Genomic DNA, 24,954 nt, shown 5'->3' on the forward strand with positions numbered 1-24,954 from the left:
AAGCCTGACGCTGCGGCTTCTCTGCTCAGGCCTTGCCGGTCGAGCCGTAGCCGCCTTCACCGCGCTGACTGGCTGCCGCGAAATCATCGACGACGTTGAACTCGGCCTGCACCACAGGCACGATCACCAGTTGGGCGATACGCTCCATGGGCGCGATCGTGAAGGCCACATCGCTGCGGTTCCAGGCGCTGACCATGAGCTGGCCTTGGTAATCGCTGTCGATCAATCCGACCAGGTTGCCGAGGACGATGCCGTGTTTGTGCCCCAGCCCCGAACGCGGCAGGATCATGGCCGCGTAAGCGGGGTTGTGCAGATGGATCGCCAGGCCGGTGGGCACCAGCTGCCAGGCGTTGGGCTGCAGCGTCAGCGGCGCGTCCAGGCAGGCGCGCAGGTCCAGCCCGGCGCTGCCAGGCGTGGCGTAGGCGGGCAGGTTGCCGCGCAGGCGCTCGTCGATGATCTTGACGTCGATTTTCATGTCACTTGCCTTGTTTGAATTCTTTGGCGGCCTGTTCGCCCAGCGCACGCAAGCGCGCCTTGAGCAGCTCCGGCGAGTATTTTTTAAAGCGGTAAAACGCCCATGCGGCAAAAGCGATCAGCAGCGGCAGGGCCAGCATGCCGGCGCGCGGAATCACTGCGGAGACCAGCTGCAACACCATCCAGCCGACCAGCACCCATTTACCCACCGTCCACAAGGACGGTCCGGCGGTCCGGCTCGACGCAGCGCCCCTGGCGGCTTCCTGGCGTGCCGGCGTGGCGGCCCCAGGCATCAGGCCGGCGCCCGGCTGCGCGTCGGCCTTCGCCTGCCTGGCAAGGACAGCTGCCGCCGCGGTGGCACTCAGCGTTTCCACATACCGGGCAAAGTCGCCATCGGGCGGGGTGTCGGAAGGCAGTTGCATGCGGCCTCACCCTGCCCGCTTGATCCGGCTGGCGATCTCTGCCACCAGTTGCCGCGCCAGCGACAGCTTGGAGGCACGCGCCAGCTCCCGGCTGCCCTGCGCATCGACCAGCAGCAGGGCGTTGTCATCCCGGCCAAAAGTGGCCGGACCGATGTTGCCGACCAGCAGCGGCACGCCCTTGCGCTGGCGCTTGGCCTGCGCGTTGTCCGCGAGGTCGTGGCTCTCGGCGGCAAAACCAACGCAGAACAGCGCACCCGACACGCCACGCGGCGATTGCGCCAGCGTCGCCAGGATGTCAGGGTTCTCGGTAAAAGCCAGCTGGGGCGCCTGACCCGAGCCGTCTTTCTTGATCTTGCGCTCCGCGCTGCTCGCCGGCCGCCAGTCGGCCACCGCCGCAGTCGCTATGAAAACAGTAGCTGTTGGCACTTGCTGCATAACGGCTTCAAGCATGTTTTGTGCTGATTTGACGTCGATGCGCGTGACACCGCGTGGCGTGCTCAAGCTGACCGGCCCGGCCACCAGCGTGACCTGCGCGCCGGCCTCGCGCGCGGCGCGCGCCACGGCAAAACCCATCTTGCCGCTCGACAGGTTGGTGATGCCGCGCACAGGATCGATGGCCTCGTAAGTCGGGCCCGCCGTCACCAGCACGTGCTGGCCGGCCAGCACCCTGGGCGTGAAAAAGGCAATAATGTCTTCGAGCAGCTCGGGCGGCTCCAGCATGCGTCCGTCGCCGGTTTCGCCGCAGGCCTGGAATCCGCTGCCCACGCCGAGGATGGTCGCGCCATCGGCAGACAGCTGCGCCATGTTGCGCTGGGTCGCGGGATGGGCCCACATTTCACGGTTCATCGCCGGCGCGATCAGCAGCGGCACCGTGGCGATGGGCCGGGCCAGGCACATCAGACTGAGCAGGTCGTCGGCACGGCCATGCAGGAGCTTGGCCATGAAGTCGGCGCTACAGGGCGCGATCAGGATGGCGTCGGCTTCGCGGCTCAGGTTGATGTGCGCCATGTTGTTGGCCTCACGGCTGTCCCACTGGCTGGTGTAGACCGGCCGGCCGCTGAGCGCCTGCAGCGTCACCGCCGTGATGAACTGCTCGGCGGCTTCGGTCATCACCACCTGCACGGTCGCGCCCTGCTTGATCATCGCGCGGCACAACTCCGCCGCCTTGTAGCAGGCAATGCCGCCCGACAGGCCCAGCACGATGTGCCGGCCGGCCAGATCGCCGCCTGCTTCGATGGCTTCTTCATTTGCTTGCTTCGTCATGCCCCGCAATGTATCCCAGTTTGTCCGAGCCCTTGACGGCGCGAACCGGGGCGGACGCGGACTCACCCGTATAATCCCCGTTTACCACCTAAGCGAACTTGCGGTTCGTACCTGACATGACCAAATTTGTCTTCGTCACCGGCGGTGTGGTGTCTTCCCTGGGCAAGGGAATCGCCTCAGCCTCCTTAGCAGCGATCCTTGAATCGCGAGGCCTCAAAGTCACTTTGATCAAGCTGGACCCTTACCTCAACGTCGATCCCGGCACGATGTCGCCGTTCCAGCACGGCGAGGTGTTTGTCACCGACGACGGCGCGGAAACCGACCTGGACCTGGGCCACTACGAGCGTTTTGTCGAAACGCGCATGCGCAAGGCCAACAATTTCACGACCGGCCAGATCTACAAAAGCGTGCTTGAAAAGGAACGCCGCGGCGACTACCTCGGCAAGACCGTGCAGGTCATTCCGCACGTCACCAACGAAATCCAGGAATTCATCAAGCGCGGCGCCGGTTACGACACGCCGCAGGCGGTCGATGTCGCGATTGTCGAAATCGGCGGCACGGTGGGCGACATCGAGTCGCTGCCCTTCCTCGAGGCGGTGCGCCAGATGAGCCTGCGCCTGGGCGCCAACAACACGGCCTTTGTGCACCTCAGCTATGTGCCCTGGATCGCTGCCGCGGGCGAGCTCAAGACCAAGCCGACCCAGCACACCGCCAAACAGCTTCGCGAAATCGGCATCCAGGCCGATGTGCTGCTGTGCCGCGCCGACCGCCCCATCCCCAGCGAAGAGCGTGAAAAGATTTCGCTGTTCTCCAACGTCCCCGAGTGGGGCGTGATTTCCATGTGGGACGTGGACACGATTTACAAGGTGCCGCGCATGCTGCACGAGCAGGGCCTGGACGGGCTGATCTGCGACAAGCTGCGCCTGAACACGCCACCGGCCAACCTCAAGCGCTGGGACGAACTGGTTTACGAAACTGCGCATCCGGCCAATGAAGTGCACATTGCCATGGTCGGCAAGTACGTGGACCTGTCGGACAGCTACAAGTCACTCAACGAAGCGATTCGCCACGCCGGCATGAAAAACCATGCCAAGGTCGTCATCGAGTATGTCGATTCGGAAACCCTGACGCCGGACAACGTCTCGCGCCTGGCCAAGTTCGACGGCATCCTGGTGCCCGGCGGCTTCGGCATACGCGGCGTGGAGGGCAAGATCTGCGCGGCGCGTTTTGCGCGCGAAAACAAGGTGCCCTACCTCGGCATCTGCCTGGGCATGCAGGTCGCCACCATCGAGTTTGCACGCCATGTGGCGGGCCTGAAGGACGCCAACAGCACCGAGTTCGCGCCGGGCACACCTCACCCGGTCATCGCGCTGATCACCGAGTGGAAAGACGAAGACGGCACCATCAAGACGCGCAACGAGCAGTCCGACCTCGGCGGCACCATGCGCCTGGGTGCGCAAAGCTCCGACGTCGCAAAAGACACCCTGGCCCACAAGATCTACGGCGACGTGGTCACCGAGCGGCACCGCCACCGCTACGAGGCCAACGTCCACTACCTCGACAGGCTGCGTGAAGCCGGCCTGGTGATCTCGGCACTGACCCAGCGCGAACACCTGACCGAAATTGTCGAGCTGCCGCAAAACGTACACCCCTGGTTCATCGGCGTGCAGTTCCACCCTGAATTCAAGTCCACCCCCTGGGCCGGCCACCCGCTGTTCAACGCCTACGTGAAAGCCGCACTGGACCACCAGGCGGCCGGAAAAACACTGAAAGTGGTGGCGTGATGAAGCTCTGTGGATTCGATATGACGGCCGCAGGGCTGGAGAGGGGCCCCGGCTCCGCCGGGGATCGCAACCCGAAGGCCGTCGCGCCCACGTCGCAAGAGGTGTCGGCATGAAATTATGTGGCTTCGACGTGGGTCTTGATCAACCGTTTTTCCTGATCGCCGGCCCCTGTGTCGTCGAGTCCGAGCAACTGCAGATGGACACGGCGGGCACGCTCAAGGAGATCACGGCTGCACTGGGCATTCCCTTCATCTTCAAGTCCAGCTACGACAAGGCGAACCGCTCCAGCGGCACCAGCTTTCGCGGTCCCGGCATGGAAAAAGGCCTGGAGATCCTGGCCAAGGTCAAACGCGAGTTGAACCTGCCCATCCTGACCGATGTGCATTCGGAGGCCGAGATTGCCGCCGTGGCGGCCGTGGTGGACGTGTTGCAGACGCCGGCCTTCCTGTGTCGGCAGACCGACTTCATCCACGCGGTGGCGCAGTCGGGCAAACCGGTCAACATCAAGAAGGGCCAGTTTCTCGCGCCCGGCGACATGAAAAACGTCATCGACAAGGCCCGCGCGGCAGCACGCGAAAAAGGCCTGAACGAAGACAACTTCATGGCCTGCGAACGCGGTGCCAGTTTCGGCTACAACAACCTGGTGAGCGACATGCGCAGCCTGGCCATCATGCGCGAGACCGGCGCCCCCGTGGTGTTTGACGCCACCCATTCCGTGCAGTTGCCCGGCGGCCAGGGCACCACCAGCGGCGGCCAGCGCGAAATGGTGCCGGTGCTGGCCCGCGCCGCCGTCGCGGTCGGCATTGCGGGCATCTTCATGGAGACCCACCCGGACCCGTCCAAGGCCATGAGTGACGGCCCCAACGCCGTGCCGCTCAAACACATGAAGGCCCTGCTGGAGACGCTGCTCGAGCTCGACCGCGTCACCAAGAAAAACGGTTTTCTCGAAAACAATTTCGAAGCCTGATCATGACCAGTGCCTACATCATTGCCAACGTGACGGTCACCAACCCGGTGCAGTACGAGGAATACAAGAAGTGGTCCAGCGCCGCCATGCAGGCGCATGGTGCCGAGGTCTGCGTGCGCGGTGGCAAGGTCGAGGTGCTCGAAGGCGACTGGGCGCCCGAACGCCTCGTCATCCTGAAATTTCCGACGTTTGGAGCGGCGCAGGCCTTTGACGCCTCCCCCGAATACGGCAAAGCCAGGGCCGCGCGGCAAGGCGCGGCCATCATGCGGATGATCATCGTCGAAGGTGTCTGACCCTTCGTCTGCCAGTTTTTAATTTTGATTTGAAAGACCTCCATGAGTGCAATTGTTGATATCGTTGGCCGCGAAATCCTGGACAGCCGGGGCAACCCCACCGTCGAATGCGACGTGTTGCTCGAATCCGGCGTCATGGGCCGGGCCGCCGTGCCTTCGGGCGCATCCACCGGTTCGCGCGAAGCCATCGAGCTGCGCGACGGCGACACCTCGCGTTACCTCGGCAAGGGCGTGCTCAAGGCGGTCGAGTACATCAACACCGAAATCTCCGAAGCCGTGCTGGGCCTGGACGCCAGCGAACAGGCCTTCCTGGACCGCACGCTGATCGACCTGGACGGCACCGAGAACAAAGCGCGCCTGGGCGCCAACGCGATGCTGGCCGTCAGCATGGCCGTGGCACGCGCCGCTGCCGAGGAAGCCGGCCTGCCGCTGTACCGTTACTTCGGCGGCATGGGCGCGATGCAGATGCCCGTTCCCATGATGAACGTGATCAACGGCGGCGCCCACGCCAACAACAGCCTGGACCTGCAGGAGTTCATGATCGTGCCGGTGGGCGCGCCCAGCTTCCGCGAAGCCCTGCGCTGGGGCGCCGAAGTGTTCCACGCGCTCAAGAAAATCCTGCACGACCGGGGCATCAGCACCGCCGTGGGCGACGAAGGCGGCTTTGCGCCCAGCGTTGAAAACCATGAAGCGGCGATTGCGCTGATTCTGGAAGCCATCGACAAGGCCGGCTACACCGCCGGCGACCAGATCGCCCTGGCGCTGGACTGCGCCGCCAGCGAGTTCTACAAGGACGGCCTGTATGTGCTCGAAGGCGAAGGCGGCCTGCAACTCAATGCCCAGCAGTGGACCGACATGCTGGCCACCTGGTGCGACAAGTACCCCATCATCAGCATCGAAGACGGCATGCACGAAGGCGACTGGGACGGCTGGAAAATCCTGACCGAACGTTTGGGCAAGAAGGTGCAGCTGGTCGGCGACGACCTGTTTGTCACCAACACCAAGATCCTCAAGGAAGGCATCGACAAGCACATTGCCAACTCCATCCTGATCAAGATCAACCAGATCGGCACACTGACCGAGACCTTTGCCGCGATTGAAATGGCCAAACGCGCCGGCTACACCGCCGTGATTTCGCACCGCTCCGGCGAGACCGAAGACAGCACGATTGCCGACATCGCGGTCGGCACCAACGCCGGCCAGATCAAGACCGGCTCGCTGAGCCGCTCCGACCGCATGGCCAAGTACAACCAGCTGCTGCGCATCGAAGAAGACCTGGGCGACATCGCGATCTACCCCGGCCGCGATGCCTTCTACAACTTAAGGTAATGGCCCCCACGTTCGCGCACTTCGTGTCGTTCGCGAGGCCTTGCAGGCCGCCGCTAGCCGGAGGCTTCGCTTCTGTCGCCTGTCCAAACCTGCTCAAGCAGGTTCGGAGCCGCAGGCTCCAGCCCCTCGGGGGCCGCGTTTCGCCTTGGGGCGGCCCGGCGGCGAAACATTTTCCTCAAGCATAGGTATGGGTTCACGCGTCGTCCCCGCCCTCCTGATTGCGCTGCTGGTCATCGTGCATGCGCAGCTCTGGATTGGCCGGGGCAGCCTTCCCAGCGTCAACGAGATGCAGCGCAGGCTCAGCGAGCAGACCGTCAGGAACACCCAGGCGCACGCCGACAACGAACGGCTGGCCGCCGAGGTCAAGGACCTGCGCGAAGGCCTGGAGATGGTGGAAGAAAAGGCGCGCCAGGAGCTGGGCATGGTCAAACCCAATGAAATTTTTGTACAAATCACGCCCTGACCGCGGCCATCGCGCGCTTCTCTTGCTCTGCTTTTGATAGCTTCCGGCGCTTTACCTGCAAGGGCTGGAACCTGATTTGACTCATGATTTGACCGCCCGACCTGAACCCGGGCCCGCTCCGCGCCACATCGCGCTGCTGGGCGCAGCGGGTACCGGCAAGACCCGGCTGGCTCGCGAACTCCTGGCGGCGCTGGACAATCGCCCCACCCCACACCCGACATTCCTGGTCGCCGACAACCCGCCACTGGCGGCTGTGCTGGGTGCAAGCGCCGACGGCCTGTCCGGCCAGCACGGCTTCGATCGGGTCCTGCTCATGGGTCTGGATCTGCCGGCACCCGCCGGCCTCGCGGCGGCACAGGAAGCGGTCGACCAGCAGCTGCGCCTGACGCTTGCCAACGCGGAGGTACCCTACACCGTGGTTTACGGCCAGGGACCGCAGCGCCTGGCCCATGCACTGGACGCGCTGCAGGGGCTGCGGGACGGCAGCCAGGCCGGTGTGCAGGCGCGCAACCCCTGGGTCTGGGCCTGCGACACCTGCAGCGACCCGGGCTGCGAACGCCGCCTGCTCAGCGACCTGCTGGCCCGCCGGCCGCGCTGAGGGCAGCACCCCCTGTAACTATTGCAACTACTGCACGGTAGGCGCGGGCGGCAACTGGCTTTCCTGGCGGGTGAAAATCTGCGCCGCATCGACCGGATCGAAACCATACTGCGCGCCGCAAAACTCGCAACCCACGTCGATGCGCCCCTGCTCGGCGATGATGCTTTCCACCTCGGCCGTGCCCAGGCTGCGCAACATGCCGCTGACACGCTCCTGCGAGCAGCTGCAGGCAAAGGTCGGCGTGCTGGGCACAAAACGCGTGACTTTTTCTTCCCAGAACAGGCGGTGCAGGATGGTGTCGGCGTCCAGGCCCAGCAACTCCTCCCGCTTGAGCGTGCCGGCCAGCATGGCGATGCGTTTGTAGTCTTCGTTGCGGCCGATTTCGTCTTCGTCGGCGCGTTGCCCGCCCTGCAGGTTGCCCTGGCCCTGCACCGGCAGGCGCTGGATCAGCAGGCCGGCAGCGACCTGGCCGTCGGCCGCCAGAATCAGCCGGGTGTCGAGCTGCTCGCTTTGCAGCATGTAGTGCTCCAGCACTTCGCCGAGGTTTTCGAGCTTTTCATGCTGGTCGCCAAACAGCGGCACCACGCCCTGATAGGGCTGCTGGCCCGGCAGACGGTCTTTCGGGTCCAGCGTGATCGCGCAGCGGCCCTGGTTGTTGACGTTGACGAGCCGGCTCAGGCTGTCGCCCGGCACCACCTCACCGGTCACGGTGGCGGTGGCGCGCAGGCTCAGGTCGGGCTGCACTTCGGCCACGGCCAGTTTGACCGGGCCGTCCCCGAAGATCTGCAGGACCAGCGCCCCGTTGAACTTGATGTTGCCTTGCATCAGCGCCCCGGCGGCCGTCATCTCACCGAGCAGTTGCATGACTTCGGGCGGGTAGCCGCCGCCGGCCTCGCGGCGTTTGAGGATTTCCTGCCAGGCGTCCGTCAGGCGCACCAGCATGCCGCGCACCGGCAGGCCGTCGAAAATGAATTTATGCAGTTCGGACATGAAGCCCCCACGGTCGCTCACTGCGTGTAGCTCCCTGCCCCCCGAGGGGGCCGCTGCGCCTGCGGGCCGGCAAAGCCGGACCCGCGGCCCCGGCTGAAATAAAAGCCGGCGCGCAGGCTCTCAGTGTGGAAGTAATGGGTTTGGTCATGGTGACGATAAGGTTCAGGCGATCTTCTTGAGCCCGGTCTTGTAGCGCCGGGCATTGTCTACATAGTGCTGCGCGCTCATTTTTAAACCCTCGATCTGCTCGGGGGTCAGTTGCCGCACGGCCTTGGCCGGGCTGCCGAGAATCATGGAGCCGTCGGGAAACTCCTTGCCTTCGGTCACCAGTGAGCCGGCGCCCACCAGGCAGTTCTTGCCGATTTTTGCGCCATTGAGCACCACGGCCTGGATGCCGATCAGCGAACCGTCGCCAATGGTGCAGCCGTGCAGCATGACCTGGTGGCCCACGGTGACGTTGTCGCCGATGGAAAGCGGCATGCCCATGTCGGCATGCAGGACGCTGTTGTCCTGGATGTTGGAGCCCTTGCCCACGCGGATGGTTTCGGTGTCGCCGCGAATCACCACGCCGAACCAGACGCTGCTGTCCTCGGCCAGTGACACATTGCCCATGACCTGTGCGTTGTCGGCGACCCAGGCGGATTCATGAACGGCAGGGGTCAGGTCGTCGAGTTGGTAGAGGGCCATGGGTCTTTGTGAAGTCGGGAAAAGGGGCCGCCTGGCGCAGCGGGGCGCGGCGGGAAGAGCCCCAATTGTAGGCAGGCGCCTGCCCCCTGTCTTTGCCGGGCGCTGCCCGCATGCTGCGCGCTATCGTCGACAATCCAGCCATGACGGCGACACCCGCACCCCCCGAACTGCGCCAGCAGGCCCTGCGCGCACTGATGGAACCCGATCCACAGCAAAAAGTGCTTCTGGCCCAATCCCTGTGGGCGCAGGCAGCTACTCTTTCGATAGCATTCCAAAACCATTTTGAGGCGCCCGCCGGCCTGCCCGGCTGTCCGGCGCGGCCCGAGTTGCGCTCGCACCTCGATGTACCCAAACGTTCACCCTTCACCCCGCAGGGCCTGGCCGCCCTGCTACACGCGGTGACACACATCGAATTCAACGCGATCAACCTGGCGCTCGACGCCGCCTGGCGCTTTGACGGGATGCCGCAGGCCTATTACCTCGACTGGCTCAAAGTGGCCGCCGAGGAGGCGCAACACTTCAGCCTGCTGCGCGAGCACCTGCAGACCCTGGGTCATGACTACGGCGACTTTCCCGCCCACACCGGCCTGTGGGACATGACCGAAAAAACCGCCGGCGACGTGCTCGCGCGCATGGCGCTGGTGCCGCGCACGCTGGAAGCCCGGGGGCTGGACGCCACCCCCGCGATGCAGGCCAAACTGCGCCGGGTCGGCAGCCCCGCCGCCCTGCGCGCGGTGGCGATTCTGGACATCCTCCTGCGCGACGAAATCGGCCATGTCGCCATCGGCAACCACTGGTACCGCCACCTGTGCAGCGAGCGCGGGCTGGACCCGGTCGCCACCTACGCCGAGCTGGCGGCCCGGTATGAAGCGCCCGCACTGCGAGGCCCGTTCAACCTGGCCGCCCGGCGCGCCGCCGGGTTCGACGAGGCCGAACTGGCCCGGCTGGGAACCTGAACCTGAACCGGGAAACGGCAGCGGCCCGTATGCCCGTATGCCCGCATGCCCGCCGGCTTGATACATGTCAATGCGCCGGGGTCTGGGGCGGCTGACACTGAATCGGGAATTTTCCCTACGGCGCGAGTGCACGGAACACCGGCAAGCTGGCGCAGGATTGAGTAATATTTCTGCTTCAGACCGTCAGGTCTCAGAGGAGGGTTTGCAATGATCCGGCATCTCGTTCCCCAGATTGAGTCGCAAATCGTGCGCCTGCCGTCGCCGGTGGCCGTGCAGCTGCCCGCGGGCCAGGTGCTTGGCCCGCCCGGCGCCCCGGTCAAGATGTTGTTTTCCCACTGGTCCAGCCTGACCCGGCTGCGCGCCGGCCAGATCGGCGCGCTGGCCGAGGAGTTTGTCGAGGGCAAGCTGCATCTGGAAGGCCGCATGCGCGACGTGATGGCCGTGGCAGTCAGCCTGCTGCCGGCCAACCCGGTCCACATCGACGCCGGCTGGTGGACGACCCTGCAGCGCCAGATCCGGGCGCTCAGGGCGCATACGCCGGAAAAAGACGCTGAGCAAATCCAGTTTCACTACGATGTGTCGGACGACTTCTATGCCCTGTGGCTGGACCCGCGCCGCGTTTATTCCTGCGCCTACTACCGGGACGACAGCATGACGCTGGCCCAGGCCCAGGAAGCCAAGCTCGACCACATCTGCCGCAAGCTCATGCTGCAGCCCGGCGAGCGTTTCCTGGACATTGGCGCGGGCTGGGGCGGCCTGCTGCTGTGGGCCGCCGAACATTACGGTGTACAGGCTACCGGCATCACGCTGTCGAAAAACCAGCACGCCCATGTGCAGCGCCTGATCGCGGACAAGGGCCTGCAGGGCCGGGTCCGGATGGAGCTGTGCGACTACCGCCAGCTCGATGAAAGCCAGCCCTTCGACAAAATTTCGTCAGTGGGCATGTTCGAACATGTGGGCCGACCCAACATGACGGCGTACTTCAGCAAGATCCGGCGCCTGCTGGCACTGGGCGGGCTGGTCATGAACCACGGCATCACCGCCGGCGGGCCGGACAACGACCAGCTCGGCGCGGGCATGGGCGACTTCATCGAGAAATACATTTTTCCCGGCGGGCAATTGCTGCATGTCAGCAACGTGCTCAACCACATGGCGCGCGGCGGGCTGGAGATGGTCGATACGGAAAACCTGCGGCCCCACTATGCGCGCACGTTGTGGGACTGGTCCGATGCGCTGGAAGCCCGGCTGGAGGCCGCGCAGCAGGTGCTGGCCACGGGCAGCGGCGGCAGCGAGCGCGGCGAAAAAATCCTGCGCGCCTACCGCCTCTACCTGGCCGGCAGCGCCATGGGTTTCGAGCAGGGCTGGCTCTCGCTGCACCAGATGCTGGCCACCCGGCCCGCCGAGGGCGCGTCCGGCAACGCCGGCAATACCGGCAAGGGTGCGCAAAGCCGTTACCCGTTCAGGCGCGACTACATGTATGCGCCGCCGGCCGGCGCGGGCAGTACGCCGGACTGAACCGGTCGCCTCTCCCGGCAATCATCAATAAAATCGCCCTCCAGCCCTTATGCAACGGGCGCAAACAGCTATTGAATTCATAGCATGCTGCGCCCCGCGTGTCAGTCGCCCTTGATCTGCGCCGCCTTGATGATGCGGGCGTTGTTGTCCGACTCCTGCGCAATCTGCCGCCCGAACTCGGCGGCGCTGCCGCCCGTCGGCACGTTGTCGGCGCCCAGCAGGCGCTTGCGCAACTCGGGCGTCTTCAGGGCCAGATTGATTTCGGTGTTCAGGCGCGCCAGCACGGCCTCGGGTGTTTTTCCGGGTGCAAACACGCCGAACAGCGAGCTCAGGTTGGCCGGCGCAAAACCGAGCTCGGCAAAGGTCGGCACCTGCGGCAGGGCCTCCACCCGCGCCGGTGCACCCAGCGCCAGCGGACGCAGCTTGCCCGACTGGATGTGCGGCATCACCGCGCCGCTGAGGTTGGTGGTGATCACTTCAAACTGTCCGCTCAGGGCGTCGGTCAGTTGCTGGCCGCCGCCTTTGTAGGGGATATGGGTGATCTCCACTTTGGCACCGTTCTGGACCTGCTCGAGCACGATGTGGCCCACCGTGGCAAGCCCCGAGGTGGACCAGCGGATGCTGCCGGGTCTGGCTTTCGCCGCCGCCAGCAGGTCCTTGAAGTCCTTGCCTTCAAAAGCAGAGGTGGCCAGCAGCACCACCGGCGAATACATCACGCTGGCCACCGGGGCAATGTCCCGGGCCGGGTCATAGGGCAGCTTGCCCAGATGCGGGTTCAGCGCCAGCGGGCTGATCGAGGAAAAGCCGATGGTGTAGCCGTCCGGCGCGGCCTTGGCCACGACGTCCATGCCGATGCTGCCACCCGCACCGGCCCGGTTTTCCACCACCACCGGTGTGCCCAGCTGCACGGCCAGCTTGTCGGCCAGCGCCCGCGCGATGTTGTCGCTCAGGCCGCCCGGCGGATAAGCCACCACGATGCGGATGGGGCGCGCCGGCCAGGCGGCCTGGGCGATTGAAAACGAAGGCAGCGCGGCGGCGCACAGCGCAAGCACAGGCAGGGCCAGCAGTCGGCGGCGCGGTGAGGTCAATGACATGAATTTTCCTGAGGTGAACGTTGCCGTATTTTGCGACAGACTCAGGATGATTGGTTCGTAGCCACCGACGTGGGCTCTCTTTACCAGCAGGGCCGCGGAACCGGCTTCGCCGGGCCGCAGGCGCAGCGGCCCCTTTCTCCATGCATGGGGCAGGGAGTTGCCGCAGGCTCGCAGTGAGCGACCGTGGGGGCCTATCCTCGGGGGTGGTGGTGCGCGTGCAGCGCCTTCAGCCGTTCGCGCGCCACATGGGTGTAGATGGTGGTGGTGGAGATGTCGGCGTGGCCCAGCAGCATCTGCACCGCACGCAGGTCAGCGCCGTGGTTGAGCAGGTGGGTGGCAAAGGCATGGCGCAAGGTGTGCGGCGACAGCGGTGAGGTGATGCCCGCCCGCAGCGCATGTTTCTTGACCAGCATCCAGAACATCACGCGGCTCATGCCGCTGCCGCGGCCGGTGACAAACAGGTCGTCGGTCTGCTGCCCGCCCAGGATCGCGGGGCGCGCTTCGGCAAGGTAGTGCTCGATCGCCTGCCGCGCAACCTGGCCGAAGGGCACCAGGCGCTCCTTGCTGCCCTTGCCCATGACGCGCAGCACGCCCTCGTTCATGCCGACATGGAAGGTCTTGAGTCCCACCAGCTCGCTCACCCGCAGGCCGCTGGCGTACATCAGCTCCAGCATGGCGCGGTCGCGCAGGCCCAGCGGCGTGTCGCTGTCGGGCGCGGCCAGCAGCAACTCGACCTGGGCTTCCGACATGAGTTTGGGCACACGCAGGGCCTGTTTGGCCGACTGCAGTTTGAGGGTGGGGTCGGCGTTGATCAGACGCTCGCGCAGAGCCCAGCGGAAGTAGCGCTTGAACACCGTCAGCCGCCGGTTCGCGGAGGTCGCCCGGGTGCTGGCGTGCCTGGCCGAAAAATAGGCGTTCAGGTCGCTCTCGGCGCTGTCGTCGAGCTTGCGCCCGCCCTGCTCTTTCGCCCCCAGCCACAGCGCGTACAGCGACAGGTCGCGCCGATAGGCGGCCAGCGTGTTTTTGGACAAGCCGTCTTCCAGCCACATGGCGTCGACAAAGGCATCAATGCTGGACTGGCTCTGGGGATTCATAAGCGCAACGATAACAAACTGACCAGACAGCCCCCTGCAAAAAAAAGAGCCCCGCAAGCTCGGGGCCGGCGGGGCTGACAGGAAACGTGGACAAGGCGGTCAAACCGCCTGGCCGGCACTTAGTCGAGCGACAGCTTGGAGGTGGTCACCACTTTTTTGTAGACCTCGTACTCGGCCTTGATCTGGGCCGTGAACTGCTCCGGCGTGTTGCCGACGATGATGGAGCCGGTGTCCTCGATGCGCTTGCGCACCGCCGGGTCCTGCAGGGCCTTGAGCGTGGCGGCGCTGACCTTGTCGACCACCTCTTTCGGCAGGCCTTTGGGGCCGAGAATGCCGTAATACGCCATTCGGTTGACCGGCTCGAGGCCGACTTCCTTGAAGGTCGGCACATCCGGCAGGACCGCCAGACGCTGCGGCGCGGCCACCACGATCGGGATCAGGCGTTTTTGCTGGATGAAGGGCAGTGCCGAGGGGATGTTGTCGAAAATGATCTGCACCTGGCCGGCCACCGTGTCGTTCAGGGCCGGGCCCGCGCCGCGGTAGGGAATGTGCGTGATGAAGGCACCGCTCAGGCTTTTGAACAGCTCGGTCTGCAGGTGGCCGATGCCGCCGGTGCCGGACGAGGCGTAGGAGTACTTGCCGGGGTTCTTCTTGATCTCGGCAATGAACTCCTTGTAGTTGCGCGCCGGAAAGCTCGGGTGCACCGCGATGATGTTGGGCGTGGCCGCAATGTTGATGATGGGCGTGAAGTCCGTCAGCGGGTTGTACGGAATCTTGGTGTTGATGGCCGGGTTGGCCGCCGTGGTGGACACCGTCGCCATGCCCAGCGAATAGCCGTCCGGCACGGAACGCACGGTTTCCAGGGCGCCGACCACGCCGCCGCCACCGGCCTTGTTCTCGACGATCACGCTTTGCCCCAGGGCCTTGCCCAGCGGCTCGGCGATCACGCGCGCGACGATGTCGGTGGTGCCGCCCGGTGCAAAAGGCACCTGCAGCTTGACGACCTTGTTCGGGTAGGACTGGGCCAGGGCAGAACCTGCCGCGGCCGTGGCCAGCGTCAGTGCAGAAAGGGTGAGCAGATAGCGACGTTGCATAACGATTTTCCTTGCGATAGAAAGTGAACAACCTCTATCGTAAACGCAAGCACCGTGCCACCTTGTTGTGGAATACGCATAAGGGCAATCCCTAGGCTTTGCGCCTATTGCGGTTATTCTTGCCGGGGTGAATTACGCCCAACTTCTGTTCCCGGACTTCTCCCTGATTCTCTGCGGCTACCTGGTGTGCCGTTACACCGCCCTCAACCGCACGGTGTGGCAGCAGGTGGAAAGCCTGGTGTATTACTTCCTGTTTCCGGTCCTGCTGTTCCAGTCCATCGTCAAAAGCCCGCTGGACCTGGGCGCGGCCTCCAGCCTGATTGCGGCCGGCCTCAGCATGGGGGTGCTCGGCATTGCGCTGGCTTACTCGCTGCCGCACCTGCCCTGGCTGGGGTCGCACATTGACCGGCGGGAGCACGCGGCCAGCGCGCAGGTGGCTTTCCGCTTCAACTCCTTCATCGGGCTGGCGCTGGCCGAACGGCTGGCCGGTGCCGAAGGCCTGCTCCTGATTGCCGTGCTGATCGGCGTCTGCGTGCCGCTGTTCAATGTCGGCGCGGTCTGGCCGATGGCGCGCCACGCCAACAGCGGTTTCCTCGGTGCGCTGGTGCGCAACCCGCTGATCATCGCCACCGCCACCGGCCTGGCCGCCAACCTCGCGGGTTTCCAGATCCCGGTCTGGCTGGAGCCCACCGTGACCCGCATTGGTGCGGCCTCGCTGGCGCTGGGCCTGATGGCTGCCGGCGCCGGCATGCAGTTCGGCCAGCTGGCCAAAGCCAAAACCCTGGCGGTGGCGCTGCTGGCCATCCGCCACCTGCTGATTCCGCTGCTTGCGCTGGGTCTGTCCTGGGTGTTTCGCCTGTCGCCGGTGCAGACCACCGTGCTGCTGGCGTTTTCGGCCCTGCCCACCGCCTCGAGTTGTTACGTGCTGGCGGCGCGCATGGGCTACGACGGCGCCTACGTGGCGGGCCTGGTCACCTTGTCGACCCTGCTCGGCATGTTCAGCCTGCCGTTTGCGCTGGGCGTGCTCCGCTGAAATAGGGCCCCCACGTTCGCTCACTGCGTGTAGCTCTCTGCCCCCCGGGGGGGGCGCTGCGCCTGCGGCCCGGCTAAGCCGGTTCCGCGGCCCCTGCTTGAATGGGAAATTCTTCGAGACGCACACTTCTGATCCGATCGTCCTGAGCCTGTCGAAGGATGCCCCCGAGGAGGCCGCTGCGCCTGCGGCCCGGCAAAGCCGGTTCCGCGGCCCCTGCTTGAAGGGGAGAGTCCGGCATCGCCTCCCGACGTCCGCTTACTGGCGCGCGGCGTTTGGAAAGAACAGCTGCTCCCCGCCTATCTTGTAGCTGGCAATCGCCGCCTGGCCGGCCGGCGAAATCACCCAGTCCACGAATTTCTGCGCCTCGGCCACCTTGACTTTCGGGTGTTTGGCGGGGTTGACCACCATCACGCCGTACTGGTTGAACAGGCGTGTATCACCTTCCACCAGCACCGCCAGATCCGCGCGGTTCTTGAACGCCAGCCAGGTGCCGCGGTCCGCCATCACGTAGGCGCCCGCGCTGGCGGCGATGTTCAGCGCCGGGCCCATCCCGCAGCCGCAGGCCTTGTAGCCGGCAAACTGCGGGTTGTCGACGCCGGCATTTTTCCAGTAACGCAACTCGGCGGCATGGGTGCCGCTCTTGTCACCGCGCGAGACGAAACTCGCGTTGGTCGCGCTGATTTTTTTCAGGGCTTCGACAATGTCCTTGCCCCTGGTTTTTGCCGGGTCGGCGGCCGGGCCGATCAGCACGAAGTCGTTGTACATCACCGGGTAGCGTTTGATCGCATAACCCTCGGCAACAACTTTTTCCTCGGCCGCCTGGTCGTGCACAAACAGCACGTCGGCATCGCCGCGGCGGCCCATGTCGATGGCCTGGCCGGTGCCCAGGGCCACCACCTTGACGTCGATGCCGCTGGCCTGCTTGAAAGCCGGCAGCAGCGTGCCGAACAGGCCCGACTGCTCGGTCGAGGTCGTCGAGGCCATCACGATGGTGTTTTGCTGCGCTATGGAAACAGTAGCTGCCAGCGCAATAGAGACAAAGGCCACGGCCCGAAAACACTTGAACATCCGGGACAGGGCGGGGGTGGGATTCATACAAGTTCTCCTTTGACAAACATCTCGGCTTCCAGCGGCAAGGGACCGTTGAAAAAATCATGGGTGGGCCGGTCGGCCAGCAGGCGACCGTGCTCGAGGTAGATCACGCGGCTGGCCAGGCGTTTGACCTGACCCAGGTTGTGGCTGCTGAACACCAGCGTCATGCCGGCATCGGAAAACTCGGTCATCAGCGCCTCCACGTCGCGTTTGGCGCCAGGGTCCAGGCTGGCGGTGGGCTCGTCGAGCAGCAGGACCTGGGGCTGCAAGGCCCAGGCGCGCGCCAGCGCCAGTCGCTGCTGCTGCCCGCCTGACAGGGCCTTGGCATTGCGGTGGGCAACGCCCGCCAGCCCGACACGCGCGAGCGCCTGCAGCGCCTGGGTCTGGGCGTTTTTCCAGGGCACGGCCTTGAGCCACAGGCCCAGCGCCACGTTGTTCAGGGCACTGGCACGCAGCATGTAGGGCCGCTGGAACAACATGGCCTGGCGCGCCGATGCGTCTGAAGACAGCGTGCCGCGCGTCGGCCGGACCAGTCCATGCAGGGTTCTGAGCAGCGTGCTTTTGCCGCTGCCGTTGGCACCCACCAGGGCCACCCGTTCACCGGCGTGAATGCTGAGCGCGCACCCGGCCAGCGCGCGGGTCTGGCCGAAGTGCACGTCCACCGCTTTGAGTTCGAACAGCGCGCTCATGATTTGACGGCGCCGGTCTCGGGCACCAGCAGCTGGGCCGTCTCGGGCAGGCCGTCATCGAGGCGCTCGCGCCAGCGCCGCAGCAGCGCGATCAGCACGTTGAGCAGCAGCACCACGGCCAGCAGCAGCAGGCCCAGCGCCAGGGCCAGCGGCAGGTCGCCCTTGCTGGTCTCCAGCGCAATCGCGGTGGTCATGACGCGCGTGAAGCCGTCGATGTTGCCGCCCACCACCATCACCGCGCCGACCTCCGAGATGGCGCGGCCGAAGGAGGCAATCAGCACGGTCAGCAGCGCATAACGCTCGTCCCACAGCAGCAGCAGGCTGCGCATGCCCTTGCCCGCGCCTAGCGACTCGAACTGCTCGCCATGCAGGCGGTCGGCATCTTCGATGGTCTGGCGCACCAGCGCCGTCACCACCGGCAGCACCAGCACGGCCTGCGCCAGCACCATGGCCTGAAACGAAAACAGCCAGCCGAGAAAGCCCAGCGGGCCGGACCGCGACAGCAGCAGGTACACCACCAGCCCGACCACCACCGACGGCAGGGCCAGCAACGTGTTGAGCACGGTCAGGACGATGCCGCGGCCGCGAAAACGCGCGACGCCCAGCCAAGCGCCGAGCAGCAGCCCGGCGCTGCAGGCGATCGCACAGGCACAGGCGCTGACAGCCAGCGACCGGAGCACGATGCTCGCCAGCAGGGGATCCAGGGAAACGATGAGCGAGAACGCCGTGCCGACGCTGTCCGAGAAAGTGTTCATGCAAAAGAAAAGTTGTGACCTTATCGTAGAAGCGATGGCCGCGGGTCACCATCGGGAATCACGAGCTATGAAGCCGATTGCATAAGGAAGACGCGCCCGGCCTTGCGCCCATAATCAGCACACCTTCCTGCCACCCCATGCACAAAGTCGAACTTTCCTACCTGCTGACGCCCGAGCGCAGCAAGGGCACGCTGATCCGCAATCCGCTGATGGACCTGCTGCATGCCGTGCGTGAACAGGGCTCCATTTCGAACGCCGCGCGCGCCCTCGATCTGTCCTACCGCCATGTCTGGGGGGCGCTGAAGAAGTGGGAGCTGACATTGGAGCGGCCGCTGATCGTCTGGGACAAGGGTCAACGCGCCCAGCTCACCGAGTTTGGTGAAAAGCTGCTGTGGGCCGAGCGCCAGGCCCAGGCCAGGCTGGCGCCGCAGATCGAAGCGCTGCGCGGCGACATCGAACGGGCCTTCTCCACCGCCTTTGATGATGAGGCCCACGTGCTCACGCTGTATGCCAGCCACGACACCGCACTGAGCGCACTGCGCGAACAGACCAGTGCGCGCGGCCTGCACCTGGACATCCGTTTCATGGGCAGCGTGGACGCGATTGCGGCGCTCAACGCCGGTCGTTGCATGATGGCCGGCTTTCACACCCTGGAGCAGCCAGACAGCAAGTCGGTGGCGGCGCTGACTTACCGCAGCCTGCTCAAGCCCGGCCAGCACAAGCTGATCGGTTTCGCGCATCGCCAGCAGGGCCTGATGGTGGCGAAGAACAACCCACTGGCCATCAACGGCATCGCCGATTTGAAACGGCCGGGCATCCGTTATGTCAACCGCGCAGTGGGTACCGGCACGCGGGTGCTGCTCGACGAGCTGCTGGCGCAGGCCGGCCTGAACGCGGACGGCATTGAAGGCTACAACACGCAGGAGCCCTCCCACGGCGCGGTCGCGCAGGCCATCGCCAGCGGCGCCGCCGATGCCGGCCTGGGCATCGAGGCCGCAGCGCGCGAAAAAGACCTCGGTTTTGTGCCGCTGGTCCAGGAGCGTTACCACCTGGTCTGCCTGAAGTCCGAACTGCCGCAGCCACAGGTACAGGCCCTGCTCAGGGAGTTGCAGAGCAGCGACTGGCAGACGACGCTGGCCGGACTGCCCGGCTACAGCGGCGACCATGCGCAGAGCGGCAAGGTGCTGTCGCTGCGGGCGATGTTGCCTTGGTGGAATTACCGGAAAGCCAAGACTTCCCACTCTTGAGGGTGATTTTTGGCTCCATCCCTTGATGGTCGGGCTTAGAATGCTATTTAATTCATAGCAATCACTGAGGCACCTCCAACGTGGAGGGACGCCAACAAGCCGGGTCTCGCCCCGGCGGGCGACTTACTTTTCTTTGCTTCGCCAAAGAAACCTAAGGAAAAGAAAGGCGACCCGATGGTCTGGGACCCTTCGCTTCGCTACGGGCACCCTGCGGTGCTCGACAAAAGCGGGGTCTCGCTCGAACTCGGCTTCGCCTCAGACAATCGCGATCCCTGATCCGCTTTTGCCTGCGCTCCTCGGCCCAGCCCGACGGGTGGAGGAAGAGAAATCCAATGCGGATGCGGGGAGACCTGACGCGCGAAGCGCGTCAGGTCGGACTCAACAGACTGTCATTCATGCACGCGGACGCAGCACACACGGCCAAATGAAGTCCCCCTCCATCGCCCAGCGGGGCGAGGGAGGGGTTAGGGGTGGGAGTGGGAGTGGGGAGTCGCTCCTACTGCCAGTAGCAAGCCACAAGCGCAGCGTGATGCCGGATTCAACAAGAAATACGCCTCCAGCCCTTACCCAGAAAGCGCCGACAGCTATCAAACATATAGCACTACAAGGCGCAGGACCGAAACCCACAGAAGATATCGTCCCGCTCGGGCCGGTAGAAGTTACGGTACTTCGGGGATTTCATGCGGGCGCGGGTCGCAAAAGAACCGCCGCGCAGCACCTTGTGCGTGCCGAACCAGGGCTGCGAATAATCGGCATAGGGGCCGGGCACAAAACCCGGGTAGGGCCGGAAGGTGCTGCCCATCCACTCCCACACATCACCCCAGCGAAACCCGCGCCGCGCGGCCGTGTGCGCCGCCACTTCCCATTCGACCTCGGCCGGCAGGCGGCGCCCGGCCCAGCGGCACCAGGCGTCGGCTTCCCACCAGCTCATGTGCATGGCCGGCTGGTTGGCCAGCATGCGCATCGGCTTGCCAAAGCGGGTCTGCATCACCGCGCCGCTGGCCACACCGATCTGCTCGACATAACGCGGGCCGCGCCGTCCTTCACGGGTCGCCGTGGCCTGCAGCCAGTCCCAGCCTTCGCTCTGCCAGAACTCGGGCTGGTCGTAGCCGCCGTCATCGACAAATTCGACGAACTGCGCCCAACTCACCGGCTGGGCGTCGATCTCGAACTCGGGCACGCTGACCGTGTGCTGGGCCAGCTCGTTGTCGAACACGAATCCCGGCGCCGCGGCGCTGCCGAGCGTCCAGACGGTGGCCGGCACCAGCAAGGGCTCGCGCAGGGTCATGGTGAGTGGCATGAAGGCCTGCAGCAGCGCCTTGTCCAGGCCCAGGCTCAATGTCTGCGCGGTGTAGCTCAGGGCTTCGCCATGCATGTCCTCGTGGAACAGGCAGAGGCGGAAAAAATAGAGCGCATCATCGTCCTCCCCGGTTTTCTCCAGCAGCTCCAGCGTGCTTTCCAGCGTGTCGAGCAAATAGGCACGGCAACTCGCGACCGGGGGAAGATCCAGTGTCCAGCGCTGGTGGTGCGGCACGTTGGCCGAGTCCCACCAGCGGTCGGCGCCCGGTTCGATGGAGGCCAGCCGCGCATGCGCGGGCTCGCAGCGGTCACCCCGGGCGCGCTGCATGTTGCGCCCGATCCACCACTCCTGAAACCAGCCGATATGCCCGAGCTCCCACAGCGGAGGATTGAGGACCGTCAACTCGGGCACCGCAAAATTGACGGACTCCAGCGCCTGCTGGTACTGGCCAAACAGGTGCAAGGTATGGTTGCGCGCATCCATCAGGGCCAGCGACAGGGCATCCCGTCCGGCGCTGCGCATCAAGGGCGAGTCAATCAGGCCGGCTGCGTGGGCAGCAGACAAATGGGGTGATGAAGGGGGTAGCGGATCTGAAGCCAAAACCGTCGTCCTGGTAAGCCGGCTGCAGCATGCCAACCCTGGCAAGCGGCGCACCGCGCATGGGGGAACCCAGAATAGCAGACCTGCGACTGCCCGGGACAGCGGCGAGCGGCCTGCGCCGCCGGTGAAAATCCGGCCGGAGAGGCCCTGGCCTCCACCAGTCAAGCGCTTTTTCCGACCGGTCGTCACCCCGCCCATCACCGGTTCGGCACAGTCGGGATAGACTTCGATGGTTTTTCTATCAAGGCAAGGCCGCTTGCCGGGTTCCTCCTTTGCCTTCGCGTGTGAATCAGATCCATCAACCGGTCCGCCATTTATGCCATCCAACGAGCTGAATGCCTCCCCCGAAGATCTCGACCTGAGCATCGTGGACATGAGTCCACTGGCCTGGGTCCTGGACGAACTCGGAAAATCACTGGACAGTTCGAGCAAGGCGCTGAAACGTTTTGTACGGGAAGCCGAAGTGGCGCAGGACGCTGAGCTTGCCGCGCTTGATGCAAGCCAGTTGCGCATCGCCCGCCAGCAGCTGCATCAGGCGGTGGGCGCGCTGGAGATGGTCGGCTTGAGTGCGCCGGCACTGGTGCTGCGGGCGATGGAGGCCGCGGTGCAGAAGTTTGTCCAGACACCCGGTCAATGCACCCCGGAGGCCGTCAACAAGGTCGAACTGGCCGGTTTTGCCCTGACCGCTTACCTCGAGGATGTGTTGGCGGGCAAACCAGCTTCGGCCGTGTCGCTGTTCCCCCAATACCGGGATGTCCAGGGCCTGATCGGCGCGGACCGCATCCATCCGGCCGACCTCTGGGCCTTTGAGTGGCACTGGATTGAGGCGGAGCTGGCGTCCGGCGCCCATCCCCTGGCCTACGGCGACGCCAGCCGGGAACTGCTGGACCGGTCGACACTGAAACTCGTCCGGAGCAGCCATCCCGAGGCGGCCCAACACCTGTGCGACATGTGCCTGGGCTTCGCGCAGGCGGAAACGGACAGTGAACCCAGGGCCTTCTGGAAACTGGCTGCCGGCTTTTTTGAAGCCCTCGCACAAGGCCTGCTGAAAGTGGATGTGTATGCCAAAAGGGCCATTTTGCGCATCCTGCTGCAGTATGCGGCCCTGGCGCGGGGCAACGCCCGTGCGTCGGAAAGGTTGGCGCAGGATTTGCTCTTTCTCTGCACCCAGGCGGTGCCCAAGAACACCACGGATGCCCCGGTGCTGTCGGCGGTCCGTGCAAGTTATGGCCTGGACCGCTTCCAGCCCATCGACTACGAGGCCATCCAGTTCGGGCGCTTCGCCCCGGCGCTGATCGCCCAGGCCCGCAAGCGGATCAGTTCGGCCAAGGACACCTGGTCATGGGTGAGCTCGGGCGACCTCACCCGGTTCAAGACCATGAACGACCAGTTCAGCCTGGTCACGGACTCCCTGGTCAAGATGCACCCGCCCAGCGAGCCGCTGGCGCGCGTGCTGGCGCGGGTGATCGAGACGACCGCACGCTCGGGCCAGGTGCCCGGCCCCGAACTGGCGCTGGAAGTGGCGACGGCCGTGTTGTACCTCGAAGTCGCTTTTGACGATCTCGACCCCAGTGACCCCCAACTGACCGCCCGCACCGCCCGGCTCGCCGAACGGCTAGCCGCGGCCCAGGCCGGTGGGCCGTCACAACTGCTGGAGCCCTGGATGGAAGAGCTTTACCGGCGGGTCAGCGACAAACAAACCATGGCGACCCTGGTGGTTGAACTGCGGGTGACGCTCGGTGATCTGGAAAAATCGCTGGACAATTTTTCCCGTGCGCCCCAGGACAAGACGGTGTTGAGCGCGGTGCCCGGGCAACTGGGGCAGATGCGCGGCGTGTTGGCCCTGCTGGGGCTGGACCAGGCCGCGCTGGCGGTGGTGCACATGCGCGAACTCGTCGACCAGATGCTGCACGCCGATGTCGACGGACAGCAGCTTCTCGCGGCCGGGACGTTTGACTGCCTCGGCAACAACCTCGGCGCCCTGAGCTTCTTGATCGACATGCTCAACTACCAGCCTGCGCTTGCCAGGAAACAGTTTGTCTACGACGCAAAGAAGGGCGAACTCACGGCGGACAGGGATGCCGAAGGCGGGCCGGCCTGAGGCCTGTTAACCTTGCTGCGAGAGGAGCTCTCCGGCTCGCGAAACAAGGTGGTCCATGGGCAACGTGTCCGAAACAAAAACCGTGGTGCTGGTCAGCCCGGCCCTGGCCGATGCCAACAACGGCAACTGGCACACCACCCGGCGCTGGGCGCAATGCCTGGCGGGCCACTGTGCCACCCTCCTGCGGGCGCAGTGGCCGGAACCGCCCCCTTCGGCGGAGGCCGAGGCCGATGCCCTGATCGCGCTGCATGCACGCCGCTCTGCGCCTTCCATCGCAGCCTGGGCGCGGCAGTGCCCCGGCAAACCGCTGATTCTCATTTTGACGGGCACCGACCTGTACCGCGACATCCTTGCGAACACCAGCGCGCAGCAATCGCTGGCGCTGGCCACACATCTGGTGGTGCTGCAGGAGGCCGGCCTGCAGGCGCTGCCCGCCGCCATGCGCCACAAGGCCCGCGTGATTTACCAGTCGGCCCGCGCCTTGAAGCCTGCCGTCAAACCGGTGCGGCACTTTCGCGCCCTGATGGTCGGCCACCTGCGGGAGGAAAAAGACCCGCTGACCTGGATACGGGCGGCAGCGCGGCTGGCCCCGGGAACCGCAAGCCCGCCGGTACGCCTGCTGTTTGACCATATCGGGGACGCACTCACACCGGATCTCGCGCTGGCCGTGCAGACAGCGCAGACATCCATCCCCGGCTACCGCTGGCTGGGCGGCCTGCCCCAGGCAACAACCCGCCAGCACATCAAACAGGCGCACGTGCTGGTCAACAGCTCGCGCATGGAAGGCGGCGCCCAGGTCATCTTGCAGGCCGTCCAGTCCGGCACCCCCGTGCTGGCGTCAAAAATCAACGGCAACATCGGCATGCTGGGCGCCGGTTATGCGGGCTATTTTCCCGTCGGTGACGACGCTGCGCTGGCAGTGCTCCTGCTGCGCTGCGCCACCGATGCAGGTTTTCTGGCCCTGCTCGAAAAACAATGCAGCGAGCGCGCCCACCTGTTCGACCCCGAAGCGGAAAAGCGCCTTGTCTTAAACTTGATGCTCAGCGCATTGTCTGCCGCACCGCCCAGGAAACCCTCCCCATGAACGCACCCGACCCACTCACACCCGCCGCCC

The 24,954-nt window shown here is 65.2% G+C and carries 24 protein-coding genes; 12 read left to right on the forward strand and 12 right to left on the reverse strand.

Annotated elements, in window-relative coordinates; genetic code table 11:
- Positions 1 to 25: 25 nt before the first annotated feature.
- From dut to coaBC, 3 genes are read right to left on the reverse strand one after another with little or no spacing between them, the layout of a single operon-like run.
- A complete protein-coding gene (gene dut / locus B7G52_RS18045; RefSeq protein ID WP_096698912.1) occupies positions 26 to 475 on the reverse strand; it encodes a dUTP diphosphatase in 450 nt (149 codons plus the stop codon).
- A 1-nt stretch (position 476) separates the two neighbouring features.
- Complete coding sequence (locus B7G52_RS18050) at positions 477 to 896, reverse strand: hypothetical protein (protein WP_096698913.1); 420 nt, start codon at positions 894 to 896, stop codon at positions 477 to 479.
- A 6-nt stretch (positions 897 to 902) separates the two neighbouring features.
- Positions 903 to 2,159, reverse strand: coding sequence for a bifunctional phosphopantothenoylcysteine decarboxylase/phosphopantothenate--cysteine ligase CoaBC (gene coaBC, locus B7G52_RS18055; protein ID WP_096698914.1), 1,257 nt, complete (start codon positions 2,157 to 2,159; stop codon positions 903 to 905).
- A gap of 116 nt (positions 2,160 to 2,275) precedes the next feature.
- Here coaBC and B7G52_RS18060 point away from each other — a divergent pair, with 116 nt between their 5' ends.
- From B7G52_RS18060 to B7G52_RS18085, 6 genes are all read left to right on the forward strand, one after another.
- On the forward strand, positions 2,276 to 3,943 hold the full coding sequence (locus tag B7G52_RS18060; RefSeq protein ID WP_096698915.1) for a CTP synthase: 1,668 nt from the start codon (positions 2,276 to 2,278) through the stop codon (positions 3,941 to 3,943).
- Positions 3,944 to 4,052: 109 nt separating this feature from the next.
- On the forward strand, positions 4,053 to 4,910 hold the full coding sequence (kdsA, locus tag B7G52_RS18065; RefSeq protein ID WP_096698916.1) for a 3-deoxy-8-phosphooctulonate synthase: 858 nt from the start codon (positions 4,053 to 4,055) through the stop codon (positions 4,908 to 4,910).
- A 2-nt stretch (positions 4,911 to 4,912) separates the two neighbouring features.
- Positions 4,913 to 5,203 carry a DUF1330 domain-containing protein gene (locus B7G52_RS18070; RefSeq protein ID WP_096698917.1) on the forward strand — a complete coding sequence of 97 codons (291 nt, stop codon included), beginning with the start codon at positions 4,913 to 4,915 and terminating at the stop codon, positions 5,201 to 5,203.
- 42 nt (positions 5,204 to 5,245) lie between these two features.
- Positions 5,246 to 6,532 carry a phosphopyruvate hydratase gene (gene eno / locus B7G52_RS18075; protein ID WP_096698918.1) on the forward strand — a complete coding sequence of 429 codons (1,287 nt, stop codon included), beginning with the start codon at positions 5,246 to 5,248 and terminating at the stop codon, positions 6,530 to 6,532.
- 187 nt (positions 6,533 to 6,719) lie between these two features.
- Positions 6,720 to 6,995, forward strand: a complete 276-nt coding sequence (locus B7G52_RS18080; RefSeq protein WP_096698919.1) for a septum formation initiator family protein — start codon at positions 6,720 to 6,722, stop codon at positions 6,993 to 6,995.
- Positions 6,996 to 7,083: 88 nt separating this feature from the next.
- The gene (locus tag B7G52_RS18085) at positions 7,084 to 7,593 is read left to right on the forward strand and encodes a hypothetical protein (protein ID WP_096698920.1); all 510 of its coding nucleotides are present in this window, start codon (positions 7,084 to 7,086) and stop codon (positions 7,591 to 7,593) included.
- Between the two features lie 27 nt (positions 7,594 to 7,620).
- Here the strand turns inward: B7G52_RS18085 and B7G52_RS18090 are convergent, their stop codons facing one another.
- Positions 7,621 to 8,583 (reverse strand): Hsp33 family molecular chaperone HslO, encoded by a 963-nt coding sequence (locus B7G52_RS18090; protein WP_096698921.1) that lies wholly within the window; start codon positions 8,581 to 8,583, stop codon positions 7,621 to 7,623.
- A 162-nt stretch (positions 8,584 to 8,745) separates the two neighbouring features.
- A complete protein-coding gene (locus tag B7G52_RS18095) occupies positions 8,746 to 9,270 on the reverse strand; it encodes a gamma carbonic anhydrase family protein (protein WP_096698922.1) in 525 nt (174 codons plus the stop codon).
- Between the two features lie 140 nt (positions 9,271 to 9,410).
- On the opposite strand from B7G52_RS18095, the gene B7G52_RS18100 reads away from it, so the two are divergent.
- Together B7G52_RS18100 and B7G52_RS18105 are read left to right on the forward strand one after the other, a co-directional pair.
- Complete coding sequence (locus B7G52_RS18100; protein ID WP_096698935.1) at positions 9,411 to 10,226, forward strand: ferritin-like domain-containing protein; 816 nt, start codon at positions 9,411 to 9,413, stop codon at positions 10,224 to 10,226.
- Between the two features lie 207 nt (positions 10,227 to 10,433).
- Positions 10,434 to 11,741 (forward strand): class I SAM-dependent methyltransferase, encoded by a 1,308-nt coding sequence (locus tag B7G52_RS18105; protein WP_096698923.1) that lies wholly within the window; start codon positions 10,434 to 10,436, stop codon positions 11,739 to 11,741.
- A 101-nt stretch (positions 11,742 to 11,842) separates the two neighbouring features.
- On the opposite strand, the gene B7G52_RS18110 is transcribed toward B7G52_RS18105, so the two are convergent.
- The 3 genes from B7G52_RS18110 to B7G52_RS18120 all read right to left on the reverse strand — a co-directional run bounded on the left by B7G52_RS18110 (position 11,843) and on the right by B7G52_RS18120 (position 15,023).
- Positions 11,843 to 12,835 carry a tripartite tricarboxylate transporter substrate binding protein gene (locus B7G52_RS18110; protein WP_096698924.1) on the reverse strand — a complete coding sequence of 331 codons (993 nt, stop codon included), beginning with the start codon at positions 12,833 to 12,835 and terminating at the stop codon, positions 11,843 to 11,845.
- A 191-nt stretch (positions 12,836 to 13,026) separates the two neighbouring features.
- Positions 13,027 to 13,929, reverse strand: a complete 903-nt coding sequence (gene xerD, locus B7G52_RS18115) for a site-specific tyrosine recombinase XerD (protein ID WP_096698925.1) — start codon at positions 13,927 to 13,929, stop codon at positions 13,027 to 13,029.
- A 119-nt stretch (positions 13,930 to 14,048) separates the two neighbouring features.
- Positions 14,049 to 15,023: a tripartite tricarboxylate transporter substrate binding protein BugE gene (locus B7G52_RS18120; RefSeq protein ID WP_096698926.1), complete on the reverse strand. Its 975-nt coding sequence runs from the start codon at positions 15,021 to 15,023 to the stop codon at positions 14,049 to 14,051.
- Between the two features lie 127 nt (positions 15,024 to 15,150).
- Between B7G52_RS18120 and B7G52_RS18125 the strand changes: the two genes are divergently transcribed.
- Positions 15,151 to 16,056 carry an AEC family transporter gene (locus B7G52_RS18125; protein WP_096698927.1) on the forward strand — a complete coding sequence of 302 codons (906 nt, stop codon included), beginning with the start codon at positions 15,151 to 15,153 and terminating at the stop codon, positions 16,054 to 16,056.
- Positions 16,057 to 16,311: 255 nt separating this feature from the next.
- Here the strand turns inward: B7G52_RS18125 and B7G52_RS18130 are convergent, their stop codons facing one another.
- From B7G52_RS18130 to B7G52_RS18140, 3 genes are read right to left on the reverse strand one after another with little or no spacing between them, the layout of a single operon-like run.
- Positions 16,312 to 17,124 carry an extracellular solute-binding protein gene (locus tag B7G52_RS18130; protein ID WP_205853084.1) on the reverse strand — a complete coding sequence of 271 codons (813 nt, stop codon included), beginning with the start codon at positions 17,122 to 17,124 and terminating at the stop codon, positions 16,312 to 16,314.
- Positions 17,125 to 17,147: 23 nt separating this feature from the next.
- Positions 17,148 to 17,837 carry a phosphate ABC transporter ATP-binding protein gene (locus B7G52_RS18135; RefSeq protein ID WP_096698929.1) on the reverse strand — a complete coding sequence of 230 codons (690 nt, stop codon included), beginning with the start codon at positions 17,835 to 17,837 and terminating at the stop codon, positions 17,148 to 17,150.
- Positions 17,834 to 18,592: an ABC transporter permease gene (locus B7G52_RS18140; RefSeq protein ID WP_096698930.1), complete on the reverse strand. Its 759-nt coding sequence runs from the start codon at positions 18,590 to 18,592 to the stop codon at positions 17,834 to 17,836. The genes B7G52_RS18135 and B7G52_RS18140 overlap by 4 nt, the downstream gene beginning before the upstream one ends.
- Before the next feature lie 137 nt (positions 18,593 to 18,729).
- Here B7G52_RS18140 and B7G52_RS18145 point away from each other — a divergent pair, with 137 nt between their 5' ends.
- The gene (locus tag B7G52_RS18145; RefSeq protein WP_096698931.1) at positions 18,730 to 19,839 is read left to right on the forward strand and encodes a substrate-binding domain-containing protein; all 1,110 of its coding nucleotides are present in this window, start codon (positions 18,730 to 18,732) and stop codon (positions 19,837 to 19,839) included.
- Positions 19,840 to 20,440: 601 nt separating this feature from the next.
- Here the strand turns inward: B7G52_RS18145 and senA are convergent.
- Entirely contained in the window at positions 20,441 to 21,661 is a 1,221-nt protein-coding gene (senA, locus tag B7G52_RS18150; RefSeq protein WP_096698936.1) for a selenoneine synthase SenA, read from the reverse strand.
- 394 nt (positions 21,662 to 22,055) lie between these two features.
- Between senA and B7G52_RS18155 the strand changes: the two genes are divergently transcribed.
- Together B7G52_RS18155 and senB are read left to right on the forward strand one after the other, a co-directional pair.
- On the forward strand, positions 22,056 to 23,840 hold the full coding sequence (locus B7G52_RS18155; RefSeq protein ID WP_096698932.1) for a hypothetical protein: 1,785 nt from the start codon (positions 22,056 to 22,058) through the stop codon (positions 23,838 to 23,840).
- 55 nt (positions 23,841 to 23,895) lie between these two features.
- On the forward strand, positions 23,896 to 24,924 hold the full coding sequence (senB, locus tag B7G52_RS18160; RefSeq protein WP_170954800.1) for a selenoneine biosynthesis selenosugar synthase SenB: 1,029 nt from the start codon (positions 23,896 to 23,898) through the stop codon (positions 24,922 to 24,924).
- Positions 24,925 to 24,954 lie beyond the last annotated feature (30 nt).

The organism is Polaromonas sp. AER18D-145 (assembly GCF_002379095.1).
Taxonomy (GTDB): domain Bacteria; phylum Pseudomonadota; class Gammaproteobacteria; order Burkholderiales; family Burkholderiaceae_C; genus Polaromonas.